At 43.2% G+C, this 25,080-nt stretch carries 19 protein-coding genes and 1 riboswitch; of the genes, 11 read left to right on the top strand and 8 right to left on the bottom strand.

The genetic code is table 11. The features are described 5' to 3' along the window. Positions 1-17 precede the first annotated feature (17 nt). Both pgl and zwf read right to left on the bottom strand, forming a co-directional pair. Positions 18-734, bottom strand: a complete 717-nt coding sequence (pgl, locus tag OCU36_RS06320; protein WP_261839542.1) for a 6-phosphogluconolactonase — start codon at positions 732-734, stop codon at positions 18-20. Then, positions 731-2,233 carry a glucose-6-phosphate dehydrogenase gene (gene zwf, locus OCU36_RS06315; RefSeq protein ID WP_261839698.1) on the bottom strand — a complete coding sequence of 501 codons (1,503 nt, stop codon included), beginning with the start codon at positions 2,231-2,233 and terminating at the stop codon, positions 731-733. Before zwf ends, pgl begins: the two co-directional genes overlap by 4 nt. A 1,081-nt stretch (positions 2,234-3,314) precedes the next feature. Here zwf and OCU36_RS06310 point away from each other — a divergent pair. From OCU36_RS06310 to OCU36_RS06285, 6 genes are all read left to right on the top strand, one after another. After that, entirely contained in the window at positions 3,315-3,542 is a 228-nt protein-coding gene (locus OCU36_RS06310; protein WP_261839541.1) for a hypothetical protein, read from the top strand. A gap of 217 nt (positions 3,543-3,759) precedes the next feature. Next, the gene (locus OCU36_RS06305; protein WP_261839540.1) at positions 3,760-5,199 is read left to right on the top strand and encodes a TolC family protein; all 1,440 of its coding nucleotides are present in this window, start codon (positions 3,760-3,762) and stop codon (positions 5,197-5,199) included. Between the two features lie 3 nt (positions 5,200-5,202). Next, entirely contained in the window at positions 5,203-6,177 is a 975-nt protein-coding gene (locus OCU36_RS06300; RefSeq protein WP_261839539.1) for an HlyD family secretion protein, read from the top strand. A 7-nt stretch (positions 6,178-6,184) separates the two neighbouring features. Beyond that, positions 6,185-7,393: an ABC transporter permease gene (locus OCU36_RS06295; RefSeq protein WP_261839538.1), complete on the top strand. Its 1,209-nt coding sequence runs from the start codon at positions 6,185-6,187 to the stop codon at positions 7,391-7,393. After that, entirely contained in the window at positions 7,390-8,568 is a 1,179-nt protein-coding gene (locus tag OCU36_RS06290; protein ID WP_261839537.1) for an ABC transporter permease, read from the top strand. The genes OCU36_RS06295 and OCU36_RS06290 overlap by 4 nt, the downstream gene beginning before the upstream one ends. A gap of 548 nt (positions 8,569-9,116) precedes the next feature. Then, positions 9,117-10,658: an alanine/glycine:cation symporter family protein gene (locus tag OCU36_RS06285; RefSeq protein ID WP_261839536.1), complete on the top strand. Its 1,542-nt coding sequence runs from the start codon at positions 9,117-9,119 to the stop codon at positions 10,656-10,658. Positions 10,659-11,056: 398 nt separating this feature from the next. Here OCU36_RS06285 and OCU36_RS06280 read toward each other — a convergent pair whose 3' ends face one another. Then, a complete protein-coding gene (locus OCU36_RS06280; RefSeq protein ID WP_261839535.1) occupies positions 11,057-11,791 on the bottom strand; it encodes a chromosome partitioning protein ParA in 735 nt (244 codons plus the stop codon). Between the two features lie 584 nt (positions 11,792-12,375). Next, positions 12,376-12,509: riboswitch (glycine riboswitch) on the top strand. Between the two features lie 128 nt (positions 12,510-12,637). On the opposite strand from OCU36_RS06280, the gene OCU36_RS06275 reads away from it, so the two are divergent. Further along, complete coding sequence (locus tag OCU36_RS06275; protein ID WP_261839534.1) at positions 12,638-14,008, top strand: alanine/glycine:cation symporter family protein; 1,371 nt, start codon at positions 12,638-12,640, stop codon at positions 14,006-14,008. A 101-nt stretch (positions 14,009-14,109) separates the two neighbouring features. On the opposite strand, the gene OCU36_RS06270 is transcribed toward OCU36_RS06275, so the two are convergent. Further along, positions 14,110-14,745 carry a LysE family translocator gene (locus OCU36_RS06270; protein WP_261839533.1) on the bottom strand — a complete coding sequence of 212 codons (636 nt, stop codon included), beginning with the start codon at positions 14,743-14,745 and terminating at the stop codon, positions 14,110-14,112. Between the two features lie 307 nt (positions 14,746-15,052). On the opposite strand from OCU36_RS06270, the gene OCU36_RS06265 reads away from it, so the two are divergent. Then, positions 15,053-16,525, top strand: coding sequence for a carboxypeptidase M32 (locus OCU36_RS06265; RefSeq protein ID WP_261839532.1), 1,473 nt, complete (start codon positions 15,053-15,055; stop codon positions 16,523-16,525). Positions 16,526-16,581: 56 nt separating this feature from the next. On the opposite strand, the gene OCU36_RS06260 is transcribed toward OCU36_RS06265, so the two are convergent. Continuing rightward, positions 16,582-17,604, bottom strand: a complete 1,023-nt coding sequence (locus tag OCU36_RS06260) for a metal-dependent hydrolase (protein WP_261839531.1) — start codon at positions 17,602-17,604, stop codon at positions 16,582-16,584. Between the two features lie 328 nt (positions 17,605-17,932). On the opposite strand from OCU36_RS06260, the gene OCU36_RS06255 reads away from it, so the two are divergent. The 3 genes from OCU36_RS06255 (at position 17,933) to OCU36_RS06245 (ending at position 21,151) form a co-directional block, all read left to right on the top strand. Next, entirely contained in the window at positions 17,933-18,430 is a 498-nt protein-coding gene (locus OCU36_RS06255; RefSeq protein ID WP_261839530.1) for a peptide-methionine (S)-S-oxide reductase, read from the top strand. 405 nt (positions 18,431-18,835) lie between these two features. Then, on the top strand, positions 18,836-19,444 hold the full coding sequence (locus OCU36_RS06250) for a toxin-antitoxin system YwqK family antitoxin (RefSeq protein WP_261839529.1): 609 nt from the start codon (positions 18,836-18,838) through the stop codon (positions 19,442-19,444). Between the two features lie 1,035 nt (positions 19,445-20,479). Beyond that, the gene (locus tag OCU36_RS06245; RefSeq protein ID WP_261839528.1) at positions 20,480-21,151 is read left to right on the top strand and encodes an oligogalacturonate-specific porin KdgM family protein; all 672 of its coding nucleotides are present in this window, start codon (positions 20,480-20,482) and stop codon (positions 21,149-21,151) included. 129 nt (positions 21,152-21,280) lie between these two features. Here OCU36_RS06245 and OCU36_RS06240 read toward each other — a convergent pair whose 3' ends face one another. The 3 genes from OCU36_RS06240 to OCU36_RS06230 all read right to left on the bottom strand — a co-directional run bounded on the left by OCU36_RS06240 (position 21,281) and on the right by OCU36_RS06230 (position 24,837). Next, complete coding sequence (locus OCU36_RS06240) at positions 21,281-21,997, bottom strand: 3'-5' exonuclease (protein ID WP_261839527.1); 717 nt, start codon at positions 21,995-21,997, stop codon at positions 21,281-21,283. Further along, a complete protein-coding gene (locus tag OCU36_RS06235) occupies positions 21,997-23,859 on the bottom strand; it encodes a DUF294 nucleotidyltransferase-like domain-containing protein (RefSeq protein WP_261839526.1) in 1,863 nt (620 codons plus the stop codon). The genes OCU36_RS06240 and OCU36_RS06235 overlap by 1 nt, the downstream gene beginning before the upstream one ends. Positions 23,860-24,117: 258 nt before the next feature. Continuing rightward, complete coding sequence (locus OCU36_RS06230) at positions 24,118-24,837, bottom strand: FadR/GntR family transcriptional regulator (protein WP_261839525.1); 720 nt, start codon at positions 24,835-24,837, stop codon at positions 24,118-24,120. Between the last annotated feature and the right edge of the window lie 243 nt (positions 24,838-25,080).

The following is a 25,080-nucleotide window of genomic DNA, read 5'->3' as shown; positions in this document are numbered from 1 at the left end:
CTTGCGGCTATTCGCACTTATGCGATAGCACTTGCTGCATTTGAATCTAGGAACCACTCTGTTTCGCCAGTTTGAGACTGGATTTTCGCTGCCGGGTAAGGCAGTTCTGAAGCAGGAGTTGTATGAATTTCTTTAACGATCTCAACTTTACCTGCACCCAGTACTAGGTAGCTGATTCGTTTTGCTGCTTCTAAAACTTTCGCTGTTTTAGAAACACGGATTTGACCAGACTCAGGGTGAGAAGCTAATACCGATAGGTTCTCATCTTGGTAGTTGGTTGCACCCGGGAATAGTGAAGCTGTGTGGCCATCTGCGCCAACACCAAGCAGAATCCAATCGAATATAGGCGTGCCGTTTTCTGTTGGGATTACGTCTGCCATCTCTTTTGCGAAACGCTCTGCTTCTGCTTTTGGTTCATCTTCACCACGGATGCGGTGGATGTTTTCAGCAGGAAGGTTTACTTGAGTAAACAACAATGCATTCGCTTCACCGAAGTTACTTTCAGCGTCGTCTGGTGCAACGCAACGTTCGTCGCCCCACCAGAAGTGAAGGTTATTCCATTGAATACCTTCGGCGTAAGGCGCCTGTGCTAAAAGCTTGAAAAGCATTTTTGGCGTGCTGCCACCAGACAGTGAAATGTGAACAGGTTTGCCCTGCTCGCTGTATGCTTTCATTTCATTTGCTAGGTTTTCAACAACCAGTTCAGGCGTTGCAAAGATCTTGTGATTGATCATAGTTCGCAGTAATCCGTATCTGTTAAGTTTTTGCATGGGAAACGCCATGCGCGGCCATCACGTTGCAGAAGTTCATCCGCTTCCTGTGGGCCCCAAGTACCACAAGCATAGCCAAACAGTGCTTGAGGATCTTGCTTGAAGTCTAAGATTGGTTGAACGTACTTCCAACAGGCTTCTACCGCATCGGTACGTGCAAACAGCGTTGCATCACCGTTCAGTGCATCAAGAAGAAGACGCTCATAAGCCGTCAGCATCTGAGTTTCAGGCAAATCAGAGTAAGAGAAGTTCATTTTCACTTCTTTTGCTTTGAAGCCTGCGCCTGGCTCTTTCAAACCAAAGCTCATCTGAATACCTTCATCTGGTTGGATACGGATAATCAGCTTGTTCTCTGGTGCATCTTGACCAAATACTGGGTGTGGTGTGTTCTTAAAGTGAATCACGATTTCAGTCACACGTGTTGGTAAGCGTTTACCCGTACGTACGTAGAAAGGAACACCATTCCAACGCCAGTTATTGATGTGCGCTTTCAAGCCGATGTAAGTCTCGGTACGAGAATCATCCGCTACACCATGCTCTTCACGGTAACCGAGTAGGTGCTGACCACGAACATCTGATGCTGTGTACTGACCTAATACTAAGTCTTTACGTAGATCATCTTCTTCTAATGGTTTCAGACACTGAAGCACTTTAACCACTTCATCACGGATAGAATCCGCGTTAATTTGTGCAGGCGGCTCCATACCCACCATTGCTAACACTTGTAGCAGGTGGTTTTGGAACATGTCGCGAACTGCGCCAGAACCGTCGTAGTATCCGCCACGCTCTTCAACGCCAAGGAACTCAGCACCTGTGATTTCAACGTAATCAATGAAGTTACGGTTCCACAGTGGTTCAAACATCGCGTTTGAGAAACGAAGCACTAGAAGGTTTTGAACCGTCTCTTTACCAAGGTAATGGTCGATACGGTAGATCTGGTGTTCTTGGAAGTGATGATGGATCTCTTCATCCAACGCTTGAGCTGATGCTAAGTCGTAACCAAATGGCTTCTCGATGATCAGACGACGCCAGCCGTTCGATTCATCGTTGAGGCCATGCGCAGCAAGGTTTGCTGGAATCACACCGTATAGGCTTGGCGGGGTTGCCAAGTAGAACAGAGTGTTATGGTTTTCGAATTGGTAGTCTTGCTCAAGCTTGTCTAGACGTTGTGCTAAACGAGCATAGTCGTCTACATCTGAAGTGTTGATCGCTTGGTAATGCAGATGTTCAATGAATGCATTCAGCGTCTCAGGTTCAGTTTTTTCCATTTCCAGAAGAGACTTCTTCAGCTTCTCACGGTAAGACTCATCGCTGTACTCAGTACGGCTCACTCCAAGAATCGCAAAGGATTCTGGTAGTTGATTGCTAGCATACAAGTGGTATAGAGCAGGAATTAACTTGCGGTAAGTTAGATCTCCCGACGCACCAAAAATAACGATGCTGCTGTTTTCAGGTATTACCATCATCTTTCCTATAAAAACAAGGTTTTTAGTATTCGCCAAAGGTATCAGCGACATACGAAAATAGATAATAGGTCTTAACTATTACATCAATAGTAAGCGCCTATTAAATTTGAGAATGCGTTTGGTAAACGAGGGTGAAAACTATCACCTCTATTCAGGACCGTATTGTCTATGACTATTTGATTTACATCAACCTATGTAGAAGCAATCGATTAAATATTAACTTACTGCGAACAAATTATAGCCATTGTAAAGTTAAAAAAGTCAGAGGGGGTACGAAACAAGCACTGGTAAGCCTCGTCATAAAAATAGAATGGCATCTGGTCGATGGAGTGAACAGAGAGAAAGGATACCGAAAATGAAACCCGCTAATTCACCGGTTGTCATCAACCACTCCAAATCGCGTCTTACTGTTACGAAATTTACTGAGTTTCTTCAGATAGAACATGGAGCACATTATTAGAATCCATCGCCCCTCATGCTAGACGAACAATGTTAACAGCAAGTTAACTGCAGGAATTTTCTTGGTACGCGAATTTGTGACTGTGACTCAACTAAATAATTGAGCAAATGGTTAATTGATGACTCTTATACGCTGTTCAGACAAATCAACCGTTCACTTTTAGAACGAGTTAACTTAAAAACCCAAAATAAACGAGTAAATATTGAGCTAGATCACTCAGGTTTTAGGTGTTTTTAGATTGTTTAAAATAAATACAATTATAATGGTTGCATATGAAGAAATTTCTTACTGTAAAGCCAGAAGTCATGATTTTCAGACTGCGCTTTAAATAGAAATTTAAATTAACAAAAAAGCAACACAGTTTTACTCACAGGACGCTTCGATACCTAAAAGTTGCACGCTAGCCGCGACGAATGTTGAATAAACAGGTTTACTATCCAACCTCATGACACATCCCTAATTTACAAAATAGGCTAGCTGACAACTCAGAGCCGCCTGATCAAGGCTGTACCCAATAATAGAATATTGATGGGTAATAAATGTCGATCAGTAGCGACGTCCAATAGAAACAGGATAAAAAACATAACGTATCAACATTGTTGAAAAGGAAACCAGACAATGAAACGCGATAACTTTGGAATTTGTCTTACTAAGACGATGCTGTTCAACCACTTACACTCGACTTTTACTCACGTAAGAGCTTATGAGAGAGAAGGCACCTCCCCTCTTGATCTCAAGGTATTGCTAGCATTTCCACAAATGTCAGGAAGAGATTTATTACAAACGATGCAAGGTTCAAGACAATTGGTGTGGCGCGCCGATCACCATTGTCCTAGCTTTAAGTAAGCCTCTTGATTCATTTTGTAAAACATTTCTATACTGAACTTATAGAGCACGCTTCTGCGTGCTTTTTAAGTTTCATTTGTCTTTGAAGCCGCATCACTCACTCTTATTTACACTTGATTAACGAGTTATGAGACTTCCTCCAAGTGTGAGACAATCTAATCAAGACAAATGACTGTTGCCCTGTTAACATTAGAGTTAATACTCTAATTGGTATTTAATGCAGATGATCAAACCAAAATTCCGACACTTTGCGCTCACCAGCATGCTTCTCAGCGTCATGAGTTCGCCAAGCTATGCAGCCCCGATCACTTTTTCTGAAGCGTGGCAAATATTACAAAAAAACAACAACTCACTTGCAGCTCAACAAGCCAATGTTGAACGTTATCAACACCTTCAGAAATCAACAAATAGCCTTAACCTCCCTTCGATCACTTTAGGGGCAAACTACACGCACCTTGATGATGATGTGACCATCAATGGTGAACAGTTTAGTGACAGCCTGAGTGGACTGCTATTTCCAATACCACCAGCATTTGCAGGCTTACTTGGCGGTGTGACCTCGACCATTACCGAACAAGATATCTTTAGCTCTTCCATTCGCGCGGTGTGGCCTATCTTTACTGGTGGTCGCATTAGCGCTGCGCAAAATGCCGCAGAAGGTAAAAGCGAAGAAGCGCAAAGCCAATTTCTGATGGAGAAGCAAGCTCGCTACGAAGACTTAAGTAAATATTACTTCTCCGTGATTTTAGCGGAAGACGTCGTGAAAACACGTCAAGCGGTTGAAACAGGCTTAACTCAGCACCGTGATTTTGCCATCAAGCTTGAACAACAAGGTCAAATCGCACGAGTAGAACGCCTGCAAGCCGAAGCATCCCTCGATAAAGCCATTGTCGAACGCAGGAAAGCGGAGAATGACCTTAAAATTGCTCAACTCGCTTTGACCCAAATACTTGGTCAAAGCCAACGTGTTGAGCCTGCTGAACATTTGTTTATCAACAAGAACCTACCCGATATGGATGTGTTCATTGATCAAACCCTCATGACCTACCCCGGCCTTAAGATCCTTGATGCAAAAGAGAAACAAGCCAGCAGCTTAATTAAAGCCGAGAAAGGAAAATACTACCCAGAGGTGTACCTTTACGGTGATTACAGCCTCTATGAAGATGACTCTTTAGCCAGCCAAATGAAACCCGATTGGTTGGTTGGTATCGGTGTCAATATACCGCTGCTTGATACATCTGGCCGTACTGGCAAGGTCGCCGCCGCTCATAGTGCAGTTTCACAAGTTAAGTTCCTTAAGTCGCAAGCGAAGCAAGATCTCACTTTATTGGTCCAAAAGACTTACCTTGAAGCCAAGCAAGCGATTGAAGAGGTTCAAGGCCTTAACTCGAGTCTCTCTTTGGCCCAAGAGAACCTATCACTTCGTAAAAAAGCATTCACTCAAGGGCTTTCTAACTCGTTAGAAGTGGTTGATGCTGAACTCTACCTTGCGAGCATTAAAACACAACAGTCTGCTGCGCAGTTCAAATACCTAATCTCTCTCAACAAGCTTTTAGCGCTCACCAGCGAAATGAATGCTTACTCAAGTTACTTAACGTCTTCCGTTTCGTCTGATTTCGATACAAAAGCAGACACTGATAGCCAGTCAAAAGGATAATCCATGAAACCTATTAAGCCCCTTCTTCTATCTTTAGTTGGTATCGGCATTATTGGCTGGGTCGGCTACAGTTTTTACCAAGCATATCAGCCGCAACCGATTAAATTACAAGGCCAGATCGACGCTCAGCAATACACTATCTCTTCAAAAGTTCCCGGACGAATAGACCAAGTATTTGTACGTAAGGGAGATTCTGTAGAAAAAGGCGAATTGATCTTCTCTCTTCTTAGCCCTGAAATTGATGCAAAACTAGAACAAGCAAAAGCGGGGCAAAAAGCCGCGGGGGCATTGGCAAAACAAGCTGAGAATGGCGCTCGTACTCAGCAAATTCAAGCCGCTAAAGATCAATGGTTAAAAGCCAAAGCTGCCGCCAACCTAATGAATAAAACCTACCAACGCGTGAATAACCTCTATAACGATGGCGTCGTTGCAGAACAGAAACGTGACGAGGCCAAAACACAATGGCAAGCGGCGAAATACACAGAAAGTGCCGCCTTCCAAATGTACCAATTAGCACAAGAAGGTGCTCGCGATGAAACCAAAGTGGCGGCGACTCAAAAAGCACGAATGGCAGCCGGCGCAGTAGCGGAAGTTGAAGCTTATGCAAAAGACACGCAGATCCACAGTTGGTTTAATGGTGAAGTTTCTCAAGTACTATTAAGCAGCGGTGAGCTCGCACCACAAGGATTCCCTGTGGTTACTGTTATTGACACCAACGATGCGTGGGCTTTGCTCAATGTTCGCGAAGACATGTTGAAACACTTCAAGAAAGGCACTCAGTTTGAGGCTTACCTTCCAGCACTAGACAAATCGGTGACCTTTGCAGTGACTCATATTGCTGTAATGGGTGATTTTGCCACTTGGCGTTCAACAGATGCCGCTCAAGGTTTTGATTTACGCACGTTTGAAGTAGAAGCTCGCCCTATTGATACCGACGAGACATTACGAATGGGTATGAGCCTTGTGGTTGAGCTTTAGGTGAGTTATGTCGACTAACTCTCACACACAAGATCGCCGCAACGTAACCAGTGCCTTACTCAGACAATGGGCGATTGTCCGCAAAGACAAGTGGTTGTTATCGTGCTTAACTTGGGTCCCTTTACTTCTTGCAGCGAGTATTTGGCTGATTTTTTCACAAGGCATCGCTCGCGATTTACCGATTGCGGTGGTAGATCTTGAACACAGTCAAATTTCACAACAGTTCACACGCCTTGTTGATGCGTCACCAACGCTGCAAGTGACACAGAGATACAGCTCTGCAAGTGAAGCCGCAAAGGCGATGATTGAGCGTAATATCTATGGCTATGTTGTCATCCCTAAGCACTTTGACCGAGATATCTACTTAGGTTTAAATCCACAAGTCTCTGTGTTCTACAACAGCCAATTTATCCTGATCGGGAAACTGGTGAACTCCGCCTTGTTACACGCCCAAGGCACGTTCAATGCACAAGTTGAAGTGATTAAACAGCTTTCACACGGTAATACCACGATCCAATCCGCATTAGGGCAAGCGGTTACCATACAAAGCCAAATCACACCACTGTTTAACAAAAACACCAGCTACGCGCAGTTCTTGGTATCTGCTGTGATTCCAGCACTCTGGCAGATCATGATCGTCGTTGGCACAATATTGGTTTTAACTGCAAACGTTCGAGCTCGTGGGCTTAAAGCGTGGTTATCAAACTCTCCAATGAAGTCGTTAGTATCAACATTAGCGCCTTATGTTGCGCTATTTTTGATGTTCGGTATTGCGTTTAGCTTCTGGTTCTATCGCCTACTCGACTGGCCATTCAATGGGAGTTTTATGGCATTAACCGTTGCCCAACTATTCACCGTTATCAGTTGTATCATCATGGGGTGTTTGTTTTTCTTTTTGACGCTTGACCCTGCAAGAGCCATGAGTTTTGCAGGTGCCTTCACCGCCCCAAGTTTTGCGTTTATGGGGATAACCTTCCCGGTATCAGACATGAACACAGCCGCTCAGATTTGGCGAAGCTTATTACCTGTCAGTCACTATATCGAAGTCCAGACCGCGCAATCGAGCTATGGTGTAAGTGCAGCACAATCACTCATCAGCCTCACTTCTATGTTGTGGTATGCCGTTCCGGCTTTCATGGTTATATTGTTGATCAAGAAGCACTTAGCACGATTACCACAGCCTGAACAACCAACGCCACAAGGAGCCAAACAGTGAGCTTTACTCAACTGCTAAAACAAGAACTGTTCGCGGTTCTTCGCAATCCTGTTGTGCTTCTAACTGTGTTTGGCGGCGTGCTCTTCTATTCATTCTTATACCCACTGCCCTACGCAAATCAAGTGCCTAAACAATTGAAAGCGTCGGTGGTGAACTTGGACAAAAGTAAAAGCAGCTACCAGTTAGAGCGAATGGTAGATGCCACCTCTCAGATCGACTTGGTACGTCGAGATTCAACCATTGAGGACGCCAAGCAAGCGGTTCTTAACCAAGAGATTGGTGGATTCATCGTCATCCCTAAAGATTTCTATAAAGACTTGCTGCTAGGCAAAAGTCCGACACTTTCTTACGCTGGTGATGCTTCTTACTTCTTAGTCTACGGGACCATCGTTGAAGGGCTTGCCAAGGCAGGTGGCACCTTAGCAGCACAAGTTAAGGTCAGTCATTTGTTAGTCGAAGGTGTGCCTTTAGAGTCGGCAGCGAAAGGCTACAGTGCATTCAGCTTGAACCTGAAACCAACGTTTAATAGTCGCATGGGCTACATCGATTACGTCGTTCCTGCGGTATTCGTGTTGATCCTGCAACAAACTCTAGCCATGGCATCAGGTTTAGTTGGCGCCACACAAAACGCTCAATCAACGTTTGGTTATTGGAGTAAAACCTCTCCCGCAAAACTGATGCTAGCTCGTTGTTGTACCTTAGTCGGCATCTATTATTTTTTATCCATGTATTACTTCGGCGCAAGCTTCTCGATGTATGGAATTAATTTACTCGCTTCAACAACACAGATTTTAACGTTACTGCTGCCCTTCTTATTATCGAGCTGCTTGATTGGGATTTGTATCGGTGAGCTAGTACCAAGAAGAGAGTTAGTTACGGTTGTGGTGTTAATCAGTTCGATGCCGCTCATTTTCTCATCTGGCTTTATCTGGCCCGTTGAAATGATGCCTGAATGGTTAATCTTGTTATCACAACTGTTTCCAAGTACACCCGCAATTCAAGGTTTTTTGGCGCTCAATCAGATGGGAGCGTCTTGGCAAGATGTGGCCTCTCAGTGGACATTGCTATGGGGGCAAGTCGCTTTTTGGGGGGCGTTATTGGCACTTAAACTCTACCAAAAATCAACGAAAGGAACGGTTGGCAATAGTCATGGCAGCAAACATCACGCCCTTTAGTTCTAAGTTCTAAGTATTAGACGTTCCGTACGCTGAAATCATCAAAAAAGCTCTGATAAAGGGCTTTTTTGATATCCTCAAAGCTGAATACATCCTCAACCTTCATGTGGTTATACTCCGCCAAAACATATCGAATATTCAGCTCAGCAACCTGCCGATAACCCATCACCCTTCCCCTCCTAGGCTCGCCTCTATAACCACAACTGCATATGCCTTTTCCAACTCAAAAGACATCAGCTTATTCCCAAATATGACAAAACCCGAACAATTGTAAAATTATTGTGAAAATTTCTTTGTTGGCATTATTTTTATCTATAGGATTGTCCGTGGGATTTGTTAGCCCGAGCGCCATAGCCTTATTAACGTACATACCAAAAGGATATCCATATAAAGCAACACCCGTAGTTATATTTGTTTCGTTTTTCGACCTAGCTACAGCCGTTTATTTTGCGGTCGAATGAAGTAGATAAACCACCGATATATACAAATTAATGAGAAAAAAAACACAACAGCAACAAACATAATTTATTAAAAAGACAGGGAAAACCATGAAAAACATACGTGAATTATTTTTTGGGTTTATATTATTGTTTAGTTCCAGTGCATTTGCAGAAGAAGGATCATTTAACCAATCTATCAGTAACTTAAGTCAAAATGTTGATGGATTTTTCAACGAATACACAGGTTGGTTCGTTGGGCTGATATTTAAGAGTGTACCGATTGGCGAAGCAAACTTCCCAATCATTGTTGGTTGGCTCTTGCTCGCTGCTATTATCTTCACACTTTATTTTGGCTTTGTTCAATTTAAACGTGTCGGCATGGCGATAGACATTATCAAAGGTAAGTATACCGACCCTAACTCGAAAGAAGATGGCGAAGTTTCTCACTTTCAAGCGTTAACAACCGCACTTTCTGGCACGGTCGGGCTTGGTAACATTGCCGGTGTGGGGGCTGCACTTGCGATTGGTGGTCCTGGCGCGACATTCTGGATGATCTTGTGTGGCCTTCTGGGTATGGCTTCTAAGTTCTGTGAGTGTACCTTAGGTGTAAAATACCGAACTATCCTACCTTCCGGTGTGGTTTCAGGCGGTCCAATGTACTACCTAAGCCAAGGGCTTGGTGAAAGAGGTTTAGGTGGACTGGGCAAAGTGCTCGCGATTGGTTTCGCACTGATGTGTATTTTAGGCGCATTGGGTGGCGGTAACATGTTCCAAGCGAACCAAGCACACGCCATGTTAACTTACGCATTTGATGTCCCTAGTGAATACGGTGTTCTCACCGGACTTGTGCTCGCAAGCTTAGTGTTTTCGGTGATTGTTGGTGGTATGCCGTCGATAGCATCGGTAACGGAAAAAGTGGTTCCTTGGATGGCTGCTCTGTATATCGGTATGGCGCTTATTGTGATCGGTTCTAACCTTGATCAAGTTGGTCCTGCATTCAACGCAATCTTTACCGGTGCATTTACTGGTGAAGGGGTTGTTGGCGGGTTTATTGGTGCGTTAATTCAAGGTCTGAAACGTGCAACATTCTCAAACGAAGCGGGAGTTGGTTCAGCGGCAATCGCTCACTCAGCGGTTAAAACAAAAGAGCCAATCACCGAAGGTCTCGTATCACTATTAGAACCGTTTGTTGATACGGTGATCATTTGTACCATGACCGCACTGGTTATCACTATTGCTGGCTTAAACGTAGGTCCGTTCGATGGTTCTGGTTTAACCGGTGTGACGCTGACTGCCGCCTCCTTTACTGCAACGGCAGAAGTGTTTAAATACACACTCGCTCTCGCCGTCATCATGTTTGCATTTTCTACCATGATCTCTTGGTCATACTATGGGCTTAAGGCTTGGACTTACCTATTTGGTGAAGGCAAAACAACGGAACTGATTTTCAAACTGATGTTCTGTGTGTTTGTTGTTATCGGTGCGACGATTCAATTCGGCGCGGTAATCGACTTCTCTGATGCCGCTATCTTTGCAATGTCTATCTTCAACATTCTTGGTCTTTACTTTTTAATGCCTGTGGTGAAAAAAGAACTGCAATCATTTGTTGCTCGTGTTAAATCAGGTGAAATCAAAACTTACGAGAAATAGGCGTCTCATCAATCACTGATTGACAGTCTTTACTGTTCTAAAAATTTTGGAATCCCCTTTGCTTGAGAAAGCGAGAACAGTCTGCAACATATCTAAAATCCCTACTGGCCATGCTTGTGGGGATTTTTTTACTTCAATCACCAGTATTATGGCTAACCGTTTCGATGCCTAAATAATGTATGCGAAATCATTTAATCGACCACCAGTAACATATGGTTATGGTGATACGTAACTATTCATAAATATCGAAGTAAACAATGAAAAGACCCCAATAGCCAAATAATAAAAAGCACCGCTCCTACGATCCCGATACAACGCAAAACGCCCACATCACCGTGTGTAATGTGGGCGTTGGGCTGTTGATGGTCACACTAACTTAAGGTTGGAAGGCTCTCAGATCATAAACCCATCTCTTCCTCAAGCGCTTTGATTTGTTTGAGATCCATGTTGTGAACCTCAATCATTTGCCTGATATCACTCAGTCGAGAGTTTGCGTTATCTTGCTTTTCACAAGCGTCAGATTTCGAATCCCATGACGTGCCATCTAAGAAAACATCACACGCCGTTTTCAATGAACCCAGCTTTTTATCAAGCTCATCTCTTTCTTTTTTAAGTTTTGCAAGTTCTTGAGATATCTGGAATTCTTTTTGGAAAAGCTCACGTGAGCGCTCAAACAATGTGGACTGCATGTCAACTTGACGTTTCAGTTTCTTATTGTCTTGATCGGTTTTTTCTAACGTTTGCTTTTGTTCATTGAGTTGCTGCTCTAGCGACAAGTTCACTTTCTCTAATACCGCGGACTGTTTAGCGAGATCTTGGAGCTCTTTTTGATGCTTTTCTGTTTGCTGCAATAATGCAGCTTCTACTTTCCCATCAATTTCAGTATCAACATTCGCCACTTTCGCTTCAACTGATGACACCAATTGTGTTTTGCTGTCACTTAACTCTTGATACCGTGTTTCGAGTACCTGATAAGTCGACTCCCACTTCGAAGCCGTGACTGTAGAACCGATTAAACCGCCTAACGCCAAACCTATAACCGCAGCAATACCAATATAGAGCTGACTGCGCTTATCACGTTCTTCAATAACAACCACATCATCTTGTTCACTTTGTTCAGATTGCTGGTTCACTGCGGGTACTCCCCAAAAAATTCATCTAACGTTACACGGTCACTAATTCTAGAAGCTACGTTTAACCTATTGCTTAAGTTAGAAACGCTTAAGCTTGGTTCACTCATTCTATCTACTTATAGATTTAACGAGTTAACTCCAAAATCATCAGGCTGGCAGTATACAAAAGGAAACTACTCACAATCACTATCACTACCCATTTTTGCAATTTTTCGTTTGTCCGGTAACGAAACAGTACAAATGCCAAAGCCAATAAAAAAACAATCGCGATTAATCGAGTCATAACTCCTCCTTGTTTCTTTATTTTATACCATTTAAATAAACAAGTTACGTCAGAGACTCGTTGTTTGATCATTTAGTTGAACAAGATTTACGCAAACAGACATTTTATAGCTGACATCACATTTTATATGATCTAGGATACGCTTGCAGATTACCTAGTTATTTGGGTAATTGTTCCGATGAAGACTGCAGGAGAGTGGTTTTTAACCAAACTTTAACATTTGGTTAGATTGACCCGCCGAAGAAGTAAATCTTTCAGGTGCTTTATGCTGGAGAAATCCAGAAAAGTGAGGACTGTCGTTGGAGGAACCTCTGGAGAGAACCGTACTACTTAGTTGTAGAAATCGGTCGCCGAAGGAGCAAGCTTAGTGCCCGTTACTTATCTATAAGTGATTCGCTAAGTGAAACTCTCAGGCAAAAGGACAGAGGAGTGGAAAGCAACAGCCTTAATTAACAAAAGAATTCTATCCAGAAATCCGTATGTATTAAGTAGTGCTCTCGATCCTTGCGATCGGCACTGCCTTCCCTCTTCTCCTTAAATTTTTAATTTATTAAGGGGAATCTATGAACCACCTACAAGCTACACTACAAACCATCAACCAATTCGTTTGGGGCCCCCCACTGCTTATTTTGCTCGTGGGTACAGGTATCTACTTTACTTTTCGCTTAGGCTTACTTCAATTTAGACACCTTCCAACGGCACTAAAAATGGTGTTCCGCAAAGACAAATCTGGTACGGGTGACGTATCGAGTTTCGCCGCTTTGTGTACAGCACTCTCTGCGACTATTGGTACTGGTAACATCGTTGGTGTCGCGACCGCAATCAAGATGGGTGGCCCAGGCGCCCTATTCTGGATGTGGCTTGCTGCTGTATTTGGGATGGCGACCAAATACGCAGAATGTCTACTTGCTGTTAAATACCGCAGAACCGATAGTAATGGCGAAATGGTTGGCGGCCCTATGTATTACCTGCAATACGGCGTTGGCTCTCGAATCTTAGCCGTCATGTTCGCCGTCTTTGCACTAGGAGTTGCTTGCTTCGGTATTGGCACCTTCCCACAAGTCAACGCGATCTTAGATGCAACTCAAATCTCATTTGGTGCCTCGCGTGAAATGTCAGCGGTTGTTCTCACGATATTAGTGGCGGTGGTGACAATTGGTGGTATTCAATCTATCGCTAAAGTGGCTGGAAAGGTGGTACCCACTATGGCCATCTTGTACATCATTACATGTTTAAGTGTTTTGGTTTTGAACGCAGACCAATTACTCAATGCTCTCACTCTTGTGGTAACCTCTGCGTTTACTAACACAGCTGCAACAGGTGGTTTCTTTGGCGCTAGCATCATGCTTGCCATTCAATCTGGTATCGCTCGTGGCGTATTCTCGAACGAATCCGGCCTAGGTAGTGCGCCGATAGCAGCCGCAGCGGCCAAAACTGATTCTTGTGTGAGACAAGGCCTGATCTCGATGACAGGTACTTTCTTCGATACCATCATTATCTGTACGATGACTGGTTTAGCGCTAATCTTAACGGGCGCTTGGCAAACCGACCTTTCTGGCGCAGCAATGACTACTCATGCATTCGCTGTTGGTTTGAACGCTGACACCCTTGGCCCTATGTTGGTTTCGGTCGGCCTAATCTTCTTTGCATTTACAACGATTTTAGGTTGGAACTATTATGGTGAGCGCTGCGTTGTGTTCTTGCTCGGTACCAAAGCGGTATTACCTTACAAGATCATCTTCATTGCATTAGTCGCTTCTGGTGCCTTTTTAAAGCTCGACGTGATCTGGATAATAGCCGATATCGTGAATGGCTTAATGGCCATTCCAAACCTTATTGGGCTTATCTTGCTACGCCACGTCGTCATCGAAGAAACCAAGCTATTCTTTAAACCTTTAGCTTCTTCAAACCATAGCGAAGCGGTCAAAGCGTAAGCTAAATTACAAGACACAACAAAAAGCCCACAATACCGTGGGCTTTCTACGTTTTTAATCACTATAAAATGTCTAACGTAACTCTTAATGGCCTTTGCTTTCTATACCCGCTTTTCCATTAACAGCGTCACACCTAGACCAACCAGCACCATACCGGTCACGCCCTCCATCCATTTCATAAAACTGGCGTTCTTAAGCAAGTTTTTCGCCGAGTTAAGCGCGCCGGCCAAACCACATTGCCACACCATCGCAATCACAAAGTGTACCGACGCCATCAGCATAGACTGCACTAACGGTGAACCTTCTGGATTAACAAACTGAGGTAAAAAGGCCAAATAGAAAACCGCCGTTTTTGGATTAAGCACATTAGATAAAAAGCCTTCACGCAGAGAACGCTTAGCACTGTATGCTCGGTGAACTTGTACGTCGACCTTCATTCCCCCGCCATTTTTCATCAACGCTCGTAAACTGCCTAAACCAAGCCATATCAAATAAACCGCCCCCACCATTTTAACAGCTTGAAAGAGTTCAGCTGATTGAGTAAGCAGCGCAGAAATACCTACAGCAGAGAAAAAGGCATGTACATAAAGGCCGCTGCAAATACCAAAGCTCGTCATACAACCGTCAGCAAAGCCAGATCGGCTGGTATTGCGAATCACCAAGGCGGTATCTAAACCCGGTGTCAGTGTCAAAATAGTGATGGCAATTAGAAATGCCTCAAAGTTTAAAATATCCATATCACCGTCATTCTTATTCAATAATCTATCATCAATACCGTGTATCGAATCAATTCGCAAGCAGCAATTGTCATCTGCTATACAACTCACGAATTTTGTGCACAATGGTTCATTGATACGGGTTAACAACGAGTAAACGACTGACATAACATTGTCTTACGCTGTTTAGGCGATATGTTCTGCTCGCAAGAATAACCGATAAGGCAAAGTCAAATAACCTCTGCTTTAACGTACAAAATATCTCGATGCTCCTTAAACTGATACAACCTTATGGATCATTCAACGAAACCAAATCAAGAGTCGTCAAATGAGCGCATTCAAAAAACTAGTCGAACATTCTCAACAATGTTCACGCTTTCAGCACCTAGCCGCTATTTGTGGTTGGGATCAAGCTTCAATGATGCCATCGGGGGGTAATCAAGCACGCAGCGAAGCCATGGCCGAACTCTCGGTTCATATTCACGGATTAATGACTCAGCCACAGCTTGGCGATTGGATTGCAGACGCTGAAAACGAAGCGCTAAATGGCGAGCAACAATCGTCTCTACGTGAAATTAAACGCCAATGGCAACAAGCGAACCTACTTCCAGAAAAACTGGTTGAAGCGAAATCTCTAGCGGGTTCAAAGTGTGAGTATGCGTGGCGTAGCCAACGTAGTAACAACGACTGGGTGGGATTCGAAAAGAACTGGCGTGAAGTGGTTGAACTGTCTCGTGAAGAAGCGCAGATCCGCGCCGATGCGGCCAATCTAACCCCTTATGACGCCATGCTTGATATCTATGAACCGGGTACCAACTCTGCTTCGCTTGATATCTTGTTTGCAGACGTTAAAACCTGGCTACCAAACCTGATTGACGAAGTGATCGAAAAACAATCGAGCGAGCAATTTAACGCACCATCTGGTATCTATTCGACCGAGAAACAGAAAGCATTAGGTTTAGAAGTGATGAAGCTGCTTCAGTTCGATTTTGAACACGGCCGACTAGATGAAAGTGTTCACCCATTCTGTGGCGGCGTGCCTTCAGACGTACGCATCACAACCCGATACGACGAAGCGGAGTTCGTTCAAAGCTTAATGGGTATTGTGCATGAAACAGGGCATGCGCGTTATGAGCAAGGCTTACCAAAACATCTAGCAGGCCAACCTGCCGGTCAAGCTCGTTCTATGGGTATCCATGAGTCTCAATCTTTGTTCTTTGAGATGCAAGTCGGCCGCAGCGACCCGTTCATTGGGCACTTAGCAAACCTCGCGGGGCAACAATTCTCTGGATCTGAATTTGAGAAAGACAATTTTCAGAAAATATACACGCGCGTGAAGAAAGACTTCATCCGTGTCGATGCCGATGAGCTGACCTACCCAGCACACGTGATTTTACGTTACGAGATTGAGCGTGACTTGATCAACGGCAAGATCAAACACACGGACGTTCCAGAATTATGGAATACCAAGATGGAGTCATACCTTGGCTTAAGCACTCAAGGCAATTTCACTAACGGTTGTATGCAAGATATTCATTGGACAGATGGCGCATTCGGCTACTTCCCATCTTACACACTAGGCGCGATGTACGCGGCTCAGTTCATGGCTTCAATGAAGCAAACGGTGGATGTGAACGCTGTGATTGAAAGCGGTGATCTGTCGCCTATCTTCACTTGGTTAGAATCAAGCATTTGGAGTAAAGGCAGCCTGCTGACCACTGATGACTTGGTGAAAGGTGCAACCGGTGAAATCTTGAATGCTCAGTGCTTCAAAGACCACCTAAGAAACCGTTATTTATGATTTTCCACTGAGTAACCGGACAACAAAGGCTGAGCAGGTCATCTGACTCAGCCTTTTTACTCTTCAGAACTCGATCGTGAATCCCCTTTCAACATACCCCAAAAGATCTGTCTCGACTCAGGTGTGTTGTCTCTATGCGTTTCGTATTTTACATGCGTGTTTGCATCAACTGCTTTTGATAGCTTGATGCTCCAAAGTGCTTTTATTTGATTCGGTACAATTGAATATCGGACATCGATAATACGCAGATCGTCTGTTGGGTCCTGAGCAATGTAACCATTCGAGAACCAGCGGAAACGTTCAATGTCTTTGGCTTGTTGAGAATCAGGGTCAAGCCAAGGAAAATCCCTGCTAACATTCAGCTTCGCAATCGACTCTCCGGGATATACGTTTACCGATGTGCCAACCCGCACTGCGTCTACATGATATTGAGCCTCTGTTTCGTAGACCACTTTCCATACCAAGATATTAGCAAAGCTTGGTTTTGCCTCTAATCGAATCGGTGTGTGTTGTCTTTGATCCGCTAATTGCCACCCAACTGCCTCTGCCCTATCTCGCTGAATCATCCCTAATGTTGGATAAATTAGCGCCCAAGCAAACGCGACACGCGCGAGCCAAGGCGCTCGTTTCAACGTTGCACACACAAGTAAAATTAAGATGGGAAGCGTATAAACGGGATCGATGATTGATATGGTGTTCCAAGCAAAACGCGCGTTGGTGAAAGGCCAAAGTAACTGCGTACCATAAGTGGTACAAGCGTCTAACAGTGCATGAGTGCCATAACCCAGAGCACAAAACAGCCAGCTTTGTTGGAAAGAAAGTCCACGCCTTTTTGCAATGAGAAGATGCAGAACCAAAGCGCAGATCAAACTGCCAATGGGGATGAAAAAAAGTGAGTGGGTAAATTGTCGATGAAATTCCAAAGCCAACAAAGGGTCACTTTGAGACTTAATCAGTGCATCTAAATCTGGCGCCAATCCAGAGAATAAACCTAATATCCCAGCAACAACCAAATGTTGTTTTTTGCTTGCCGATTGTGACAAAGCAGCGCCTAACACGCCCTGCGTTAATGGATCCATAAATCACTCATGTTTCGAATTCCATAGCACTAAACCCTTGCATTGAGCTATAGCAACGTCTAATCAAGCTATCTAATTTACTCTTTAAACAGTTTCATTTTCGATCGCCTGTTTGACCGTCTGGTTGCTTAATTTAGAAAGCCTTTTCACATAGTTTAATCAGCGACATTGCTGCCACAATGATCAGTGTTCGTTTTATAGGTACGATTCCACCGCCCATTTAAGTATACTTCAAACGATTAATATGGTGAGAACTTGGTGGCTGTTTCTGCCTATGTTATGAATCTATAAGCCATCAAAAACAAATACAGAGAATTGAACGAATCGTATGGAACAGATTTATTTAGCAGGCGGGTGCTTGTGGGGGGTACAAGAATTTATCAAATACGTGCCCGGCGTCATCAACACCGAAGCCGGCCGTGCTAATGGCAGATCACCTCAGATCCAAAAAGGGAAAACGGTAAGTGAAAGCTATGATGGTTACGCAGAGTGCGTAAAAATCGACTTTAACCCGTGTGTCACGTCTGTTGCGATACTGATGGAGCACTTATTTGAAATCATCGATCCATACAGCGTGAACAAGCAAGGAAGTGACGTTGGAGAAAAGTATCGCACAGGCGTATACAGTGGCAACATGAAACACTTAATCGAGGCCAAGCACTATATCGCATCACGGAATGATGCTGACCGAATCGCTCTCGAAATTAAGCCGCTAACCAACTATGTGCCAAGTGATAAGATTCACCAACACCACTTAAGCCATTTTCCAGAGGACCACCATCTCTGTCATATTCCTTGGGATCTACTGCATAAATACAAATCTTAGCGCTGAGTTAGTTTAATCAAGTACTCACCGCGTATTTTATTTTTAGCGATTAAACGAACGTGGCTCAAAGAGTTGTGGAAAGATAAAAATAACTCTAGCCTCTCCTCACAAATAGAGATCATGCTGAGCGAATACGTTCGGCATCACTAACATCTATCCTTCATTACGCAAAATACACATGAAAATACGGTTGAATAATGCCGGTAAAGATAAGCCCATCGGAAACATTCGTAATATAAATAACCTGTCATTTCATGTCAGAAGTTTCTTCAAAAAGTTCCCTGCGTTTAGCCGCGAATAGTGAAAACTTGAAAACCAATAATAAATACTGACAGTTCTTCACGAAAATGGAATGCTTTTAACACGCCGATTACACTTTATCTCATCCATTAAAAAGGTGTCATTATGAAGAAATACATCCCTATCTTGATTGCTCTTAGTTCGATGTCTTCTATGAGCTATGCAGCCACCAGCGATAATACTGTTGACTATTTGCAAATGCGTCACGGCGTGGCTTATCAAGTTAACCATACAAAACCCTTCACCGGTCAGTTTGAAGAGAAGTTCGATAATGGACAAATCGCGACTCAAGCTCAGTTTGCTGATGGCTTAGAGCTTGGTTTAGAAACGAACTGGTACCCGAATGGCCAAATCGCGTCTAAAGTGAATTACGAAAAAGGTCAATTACAAGGTAAAGCTGAGACTTGGTATCCTAATGGGCAGAAAAAAGCAGAACTCCATTATAAAGATAATCAGCTCTCAGGTGTGGTATCTCGATGGTATTCAAACGGTGAAAAGAGCCTGACTGCACACTACAGCAAAGGACTAAAGGATGGATTAGAAACCGATTACTATCCGAATGGTAAGAAGGCGAGTCAAACCAAATTTGATGATGGTGAAATTGCAGATGGAATATTAACGCGCTGGAACCAGAACGGAGATAAGGTTGAAGAACTCACTTTTAAAGATCAAAAAATCACCTCCAAACAGGTTTGGATGCCCACTCAAAGCTAATTAAGCGACATCATATAATGGGCATTCTTTCATGAATGCCCTGTTATTCTGTTTAAAGTCATTCTGGATATTTCAGAGTCAACTACATCGACCCACATCTCCATCACTTGAACTCACAGAGAACGATATAGGTTTCACCGCCCTCACCTATCGACGCTTAGTGAATGAAAAGCACTCAGAGCACCCCATCATAAATGACACTGTCGTAGTTATTCAACGATAGTCATATAAACATTAGGCAAAAAAAACGCCCATGTTGCCTGTATCAACATGAGCGTAAAGGCAGATCTTCACTACCGTCCCCTTTCCTTTATCACGAAAGAAGAAGTTATAATTAAAATAGTTGGGAGCAATAATCAAAATGCTTATGTGAGCACTTCAACGATTTCGTTTTGCTATCGATTTAGCACAAGAGCGACTACCTAACTCACATCACTTCTGCGTAGCAAGCGGCATCACACCATCATCAATAACATTTCAAACCTTCTTTAATCGAGGGTTTCGATTACCTCATCTTGTTAAATCATTCTTGCAAGTGCACGCGCAAACCATCAATTGATCTATTCACATCACGTCAACATTTGGAATCACAATGCCATGCTTGGACGACAACATAAATCATAATGTATTACAATTCAAAATGACATCAAAAATTTCTATTTTTTGCTGTAGCGCACATTTATTGATAGACGGCCTACAGGCAAAATAATATAAACCATTTTAAAACAACAACTTAAGTCCAGGGTGGCATTGTCGTATGTTTTTTAGTGATTTTAAGACAACTATACGATCTAATTCACAGATCGCTTTCCTACAAATCCGCTAATATATTTGTAATATTTTATTTCAAAACAAACTTGTACATCTATGGCTGAAATGGATAACGATAGGCTCCTGATGATCCAATAAACATAAACTGAAGTCGCCTTGTTACGCATGCAAAACGACTGACCTAAAGCGTGAAATACAAGATAACAAAGCCTCAATGGCAAACATTTAACCCATTTTTTAGTTAGACACAGTGGAAAGAAGAAAATGATAAAAAACAAAATTACTTTAGCGATCGTAGCAACGCTTTTTGCTAGCAGCGTGACAGCCGCTTCATTAGACGCACGTCAAGAGTACAAACATGGCTCTGAAAGTTGGGCAAGTCGCATAAAAATTGGTGGCTCGGTTGATAACCACTTCTTCGGCGTGGAAATGAAACAAAAAGGCAAACCTTTTTCGGAATGGGCTGCAGCAGGCAGCGAGTTCGAATACGGCTACAAATTCAAGATTGACGAGCACTGGTTAATCCAACCTAGTATGCCTGTCTCGTTTGGCTCTGACAGCATAACCTACAAGCCGCAAGTTCGTGTCCAGTACGCTTTCGACTCCGGAGTGAAAGCCAAGCTTCGCTACCGTCATGAGTTTCGTGACTACACTTCCGGTTCGTCAAACGAAAATAAGAACCGCAGTAAAGTCACCGGAAATATTGATTACAATTGGAATGCTTGGCAGTTCGGCTTTGAAGCTAACTACGCTGAAGACTTTGCAAACAACGAATGGACCGGTGGTGGCGGTGCTGACAACGAGTGGGATTACAACATGAAAGTTGGTTATAAAGAAGCTGACTGGAACTGGCGCCCGTACGTTGAGTTCGGTAATGTTCAAGACAGCCGAGACCGTCAACTACGTAGCCGTGTCGGTATTACTTACAGCTTTTAATCGACAGGTAATCCGAAAGACCAAGAGAATATGACGATCGTCATGCTCTGAAACCGAAATGAAAGCCAGCTTAATCGCTGGCTTATTTTTCATTATTTCCAATGAATAATGAAAGGTAGAATTGCTGACCTAGCGACTGATCCGATATAAAAGTGAAAGGGTCACTTCATCGTTAGGCACCACTCGCTTTTGTTGAGCTAAAAGTAATTCCGCAGTCGAGACCGCATCCACTAACGCATTATGACTGTTGTATTCGGGGAGCCCATACCGTTGTCGCGAACCGGCTAGCGTTAAGTCCACTTCTTGATGATTACTGATGGCTTTCTCTAGCGTTTTTTCAATACACAACGTATCTAACCAAAGTAAAGGAACGACCCTAAGCCCGTAGCATCTAAGTAGATATTGATTTATAAAGCGCTCTTCCACAATGCAAGCGTGCGCGACAATGATCTTGCCTTTTGCTGCTTCAAAAAAGGTTAGCATTGCATCGTGAATACTTACACCCTCTTCCAACATTTTTGGCGTAATATGGTTGATGACTGCGGTTTCTGCATTGATCTGTGAGTCATTATTAAGATAGATATGCTTGGCCGAAGCTAAATCGATTCGCCCGTTAACTACATAAACCCACCCCATCGATAGGATGAGATCTTGTTCACTGTCTAAGCCTGTTGTTTCAAGATCTAACACAATGTAATCAATATCTTTAGCCTTATCCGTTATCTCCGGGCAGGGCTGTTCAACAAGATCATGCAACGCTTCAGGTAATTTTACCGAATTTAAGTATTGCTTGCGCTTGCGTTTAATTCGCTCAAGTGGATGAAAATAATTTAACCGTGCTTTCATTAACGCGCTCCGAAACGAATCTTAACCACATCTTGGAGATCAGCGATGATCCTAAAAGCATCTTTCAAGTGCTTACGTTCAAAGCTGCCAAAACTATCCGGATTAATGTTATTGTCTGGCACCTCCCCATTCTTCAACGCTTCAAGTTGATGACCAAAGCGGAAAGATAAAATGTATTGGTAAGCACCGAGTATATTTTTAAATGCGTCGTCACTGAGCATGCCTTTCTCATTCGCAGCAGTAAATCGTTCATCGGTTGCAGACAAATCACATTCAACGGCTAATCCGTATATACGCGCAAGATCAATAATCAAGTTAATTGCGTATTTTTTCACATTCAGTGTTTTCTTGTTCTCACCGGACTTCTCTAGCACCAAGCTGTTAAAAATGCCCAGTGGTGGATTGGTGTTCACGGCATCTCTCACCAACGTACTGAGAAATTCTCGATTGTTACGAATATTGGAGTGCAACTCTTCACGAAGAATGCCTTCAAATTCACTGTTACCATAGATAGTACGAATCTCTAAAAACACACTGATGTTCAGCAAGCGCTCATATTCAGGGTTCGCTACCCACTTCTTATAGTAATGCTTCCAAACGCTCAGTGGCTGACACCATTTAGGTGTCGCTGCCATAAATTTACCTGGACACAAGGGATAGTCACAACTTGCCAAGCCATTGGTTACCATCATAGCTAAGTGTTTAAAATAAATACGGTCACTCTCGTTCGCATCATCAGATAATACAATCGCGCTGTCTTGATCCGATAACATGTGCACTTCATTCCGCGCATGTGAACCCGCAACAATCCAAGAAAACTCACAAGGGGGCGGGCCTAATTTGTCAATCGCAATCTGAATCAATCGCCGTGTATAGGCATCCATGATCATGGTCATAACTTTACCGACCGTTTCCGGTGCAACTTTACCTTCCACCAGCGCCTCAAAAATAGCTTGGCGTTCAGAAGTGAACGAAGATAGGGTTTTCACACTACCCGAATACTTAATCTTCTCGATTAAAAATATCGCCTGTACTCGATGATTTTGGACTAGGTGTGACGTGGTCAGTAAGCCAACGACTTTATTCTCTTTCACTACTGGCAAGTTGCGGATATTAAACTGCATCATGATAGATGCAGCGTGCAACACCAAATCATCCGGTTTAACCGTAAGCGGAGAATGAGTCATCACCTCAGAAATCAAGTTGTCCGTACTGACACCATGCGCAATCACTCGCTTGGTCATATCTCGGTCAGTAATCAAACCAACAATGGCGTCACCTTCATAAATCACAGCACAGGGTGAGCGTTGATGGAGCATTTCAAATGCGACCGACTGGATCGTCTGTTTGGCGTTAACAATCGCCACCTGTCCACTTGCAACATCAGACACTTTACGAATGAATAAGCCTTTTTCTTTATTTGACCACACCACATTCAGTGCAGATTTCAAGCGCACTTGAGCTTGAGAAGCAAAGTGTTCTGCACAACTTGGAAACGCTTTAAACAGTGTTTGAAGTGCCGAGTGTGGAATGATGTAAAGTAAGGTGCTTTCAATGGCGATCGCTCGATAGCCTTTCTCATCATTAACTTCAGAATCTAAGAACGTGAAGCCAAATAAGTCTTCAGTGCCTAAACGCGCGCGGAGTACACCATCGGATTTTCTTTGCTCCATTGACCCCGTACGAATAATATAGAGTGACTTTTCTTTACCCGATTCACACAGATCAACCACATCGCCTTTTCCGAGATAAGTAATCTGAACGTTCGAAGCAAGTTCTCGAAGCGCTTGTTTAGGGATCTTATCGAAAGGGTCTATCTGACCGATGAACTGAAGAATGTTTGGCAATAGAGACTGAGGCATAATCAAACTCGCATTAATTTAATTAGTATTATTATATAACCAACAATGTGAGTTACTAGCGCTTTCAACAAAACAGAAAACAATCGTTTAAATATTTAGGTGTTGATCAGATTTTTATCAATTTTGGGCATAAAAAAAGCACGTTTCAACGTGCTTTTCAAATAGTCAGTCTCTCAATCAGTGTTGATTCAGCGGATTATGCCACTCGATAGTGAGGGGTAACCCGATAAAATATCAATAAAAAATTATTTAAAACAACTAACTAGCCACAGGTAATCGGTGATTCGTTTCTAACAAATGACTTGCTGATGCTTGACGCGCCTTATCACTGTTACCCGCCATAATGGCTTCATAGATTTGGCGATGCTCATCAATACATGTGCTCCCTTCTTCCGAAGAATGAGCAATAAAGTTAACAAACATCGTCGTTAAGATATTGCCAAATGGTAGATAGAAGTCGTTACCTGTTGCGTTGAAGATAAGACTATGAAATTTCATATCGATATCTAACCAATTTTCTTGATTAAACTCTTCTGCACTCGAGATCTCTACCATTTTCTGGAAAATACCCGATAATTCAATACGCTGTTCAGCACTAGCAAACTGGGCGGCTAAAGCACACGCTTCCGGTTCAATCGCACGACGCAACCCCAAAAATTGTTGACAGAATTGGTCAGTGTCAGCCAAACCATCCATCCATTCAATCAATTGTGGGTCTAGGAAATTCCAGAACGCACGGTCAACAACACGCGTACCAATCTTAGGTCGAGACTCGAGTAGGCCTTTAGATGTGAGAAGTTTAACCGCTTCTCTTAAAGCCGTTCTACTGATACCGAATTGCTCACAAAGAGCCATTTCACCCGGAATAATCGAACCTTGAGGCAAATTGCCCGACAAAACACCACGAGCGATTTCACGTGCAACTTGCACATGAAGGCTTCGCTTAGAGCCTGAAATTGAATGAAAAGAACCAGCCATTAGTCTGCTTACTTATTAGATATGTATTATTTAACTCAGACTATAGCATTGATTTATATCCGCTCCAACTAAGTATAAGAAGAACGTGAGGTCACAGGGAATAAAGGCTAGAACAAGATACCGTCCATCTTGTAAAGATTAATGTCACCAAAAAAAATTGAACAGCTTAGACATACAAATAATTCGTATTCATGCCATTTTTTTATGCGGTAAATCACAAAACCAGTCTTGCTATCGCTATTT

This window comes from Vibrio artabrorum, assembly GCF_024347295.1.
Lineage (GTDB): Bacteria > Pseudomonadota > Gammaproteobacteria > Enterobacterales > Vibrionaceae > Vibrio > Vibrio artabrorum.
The sequence above is the reverse complement of the archived record's forward strand: the minus strand, read 5'-3'. Positions and strand labels throughout refer to the sequence as shown.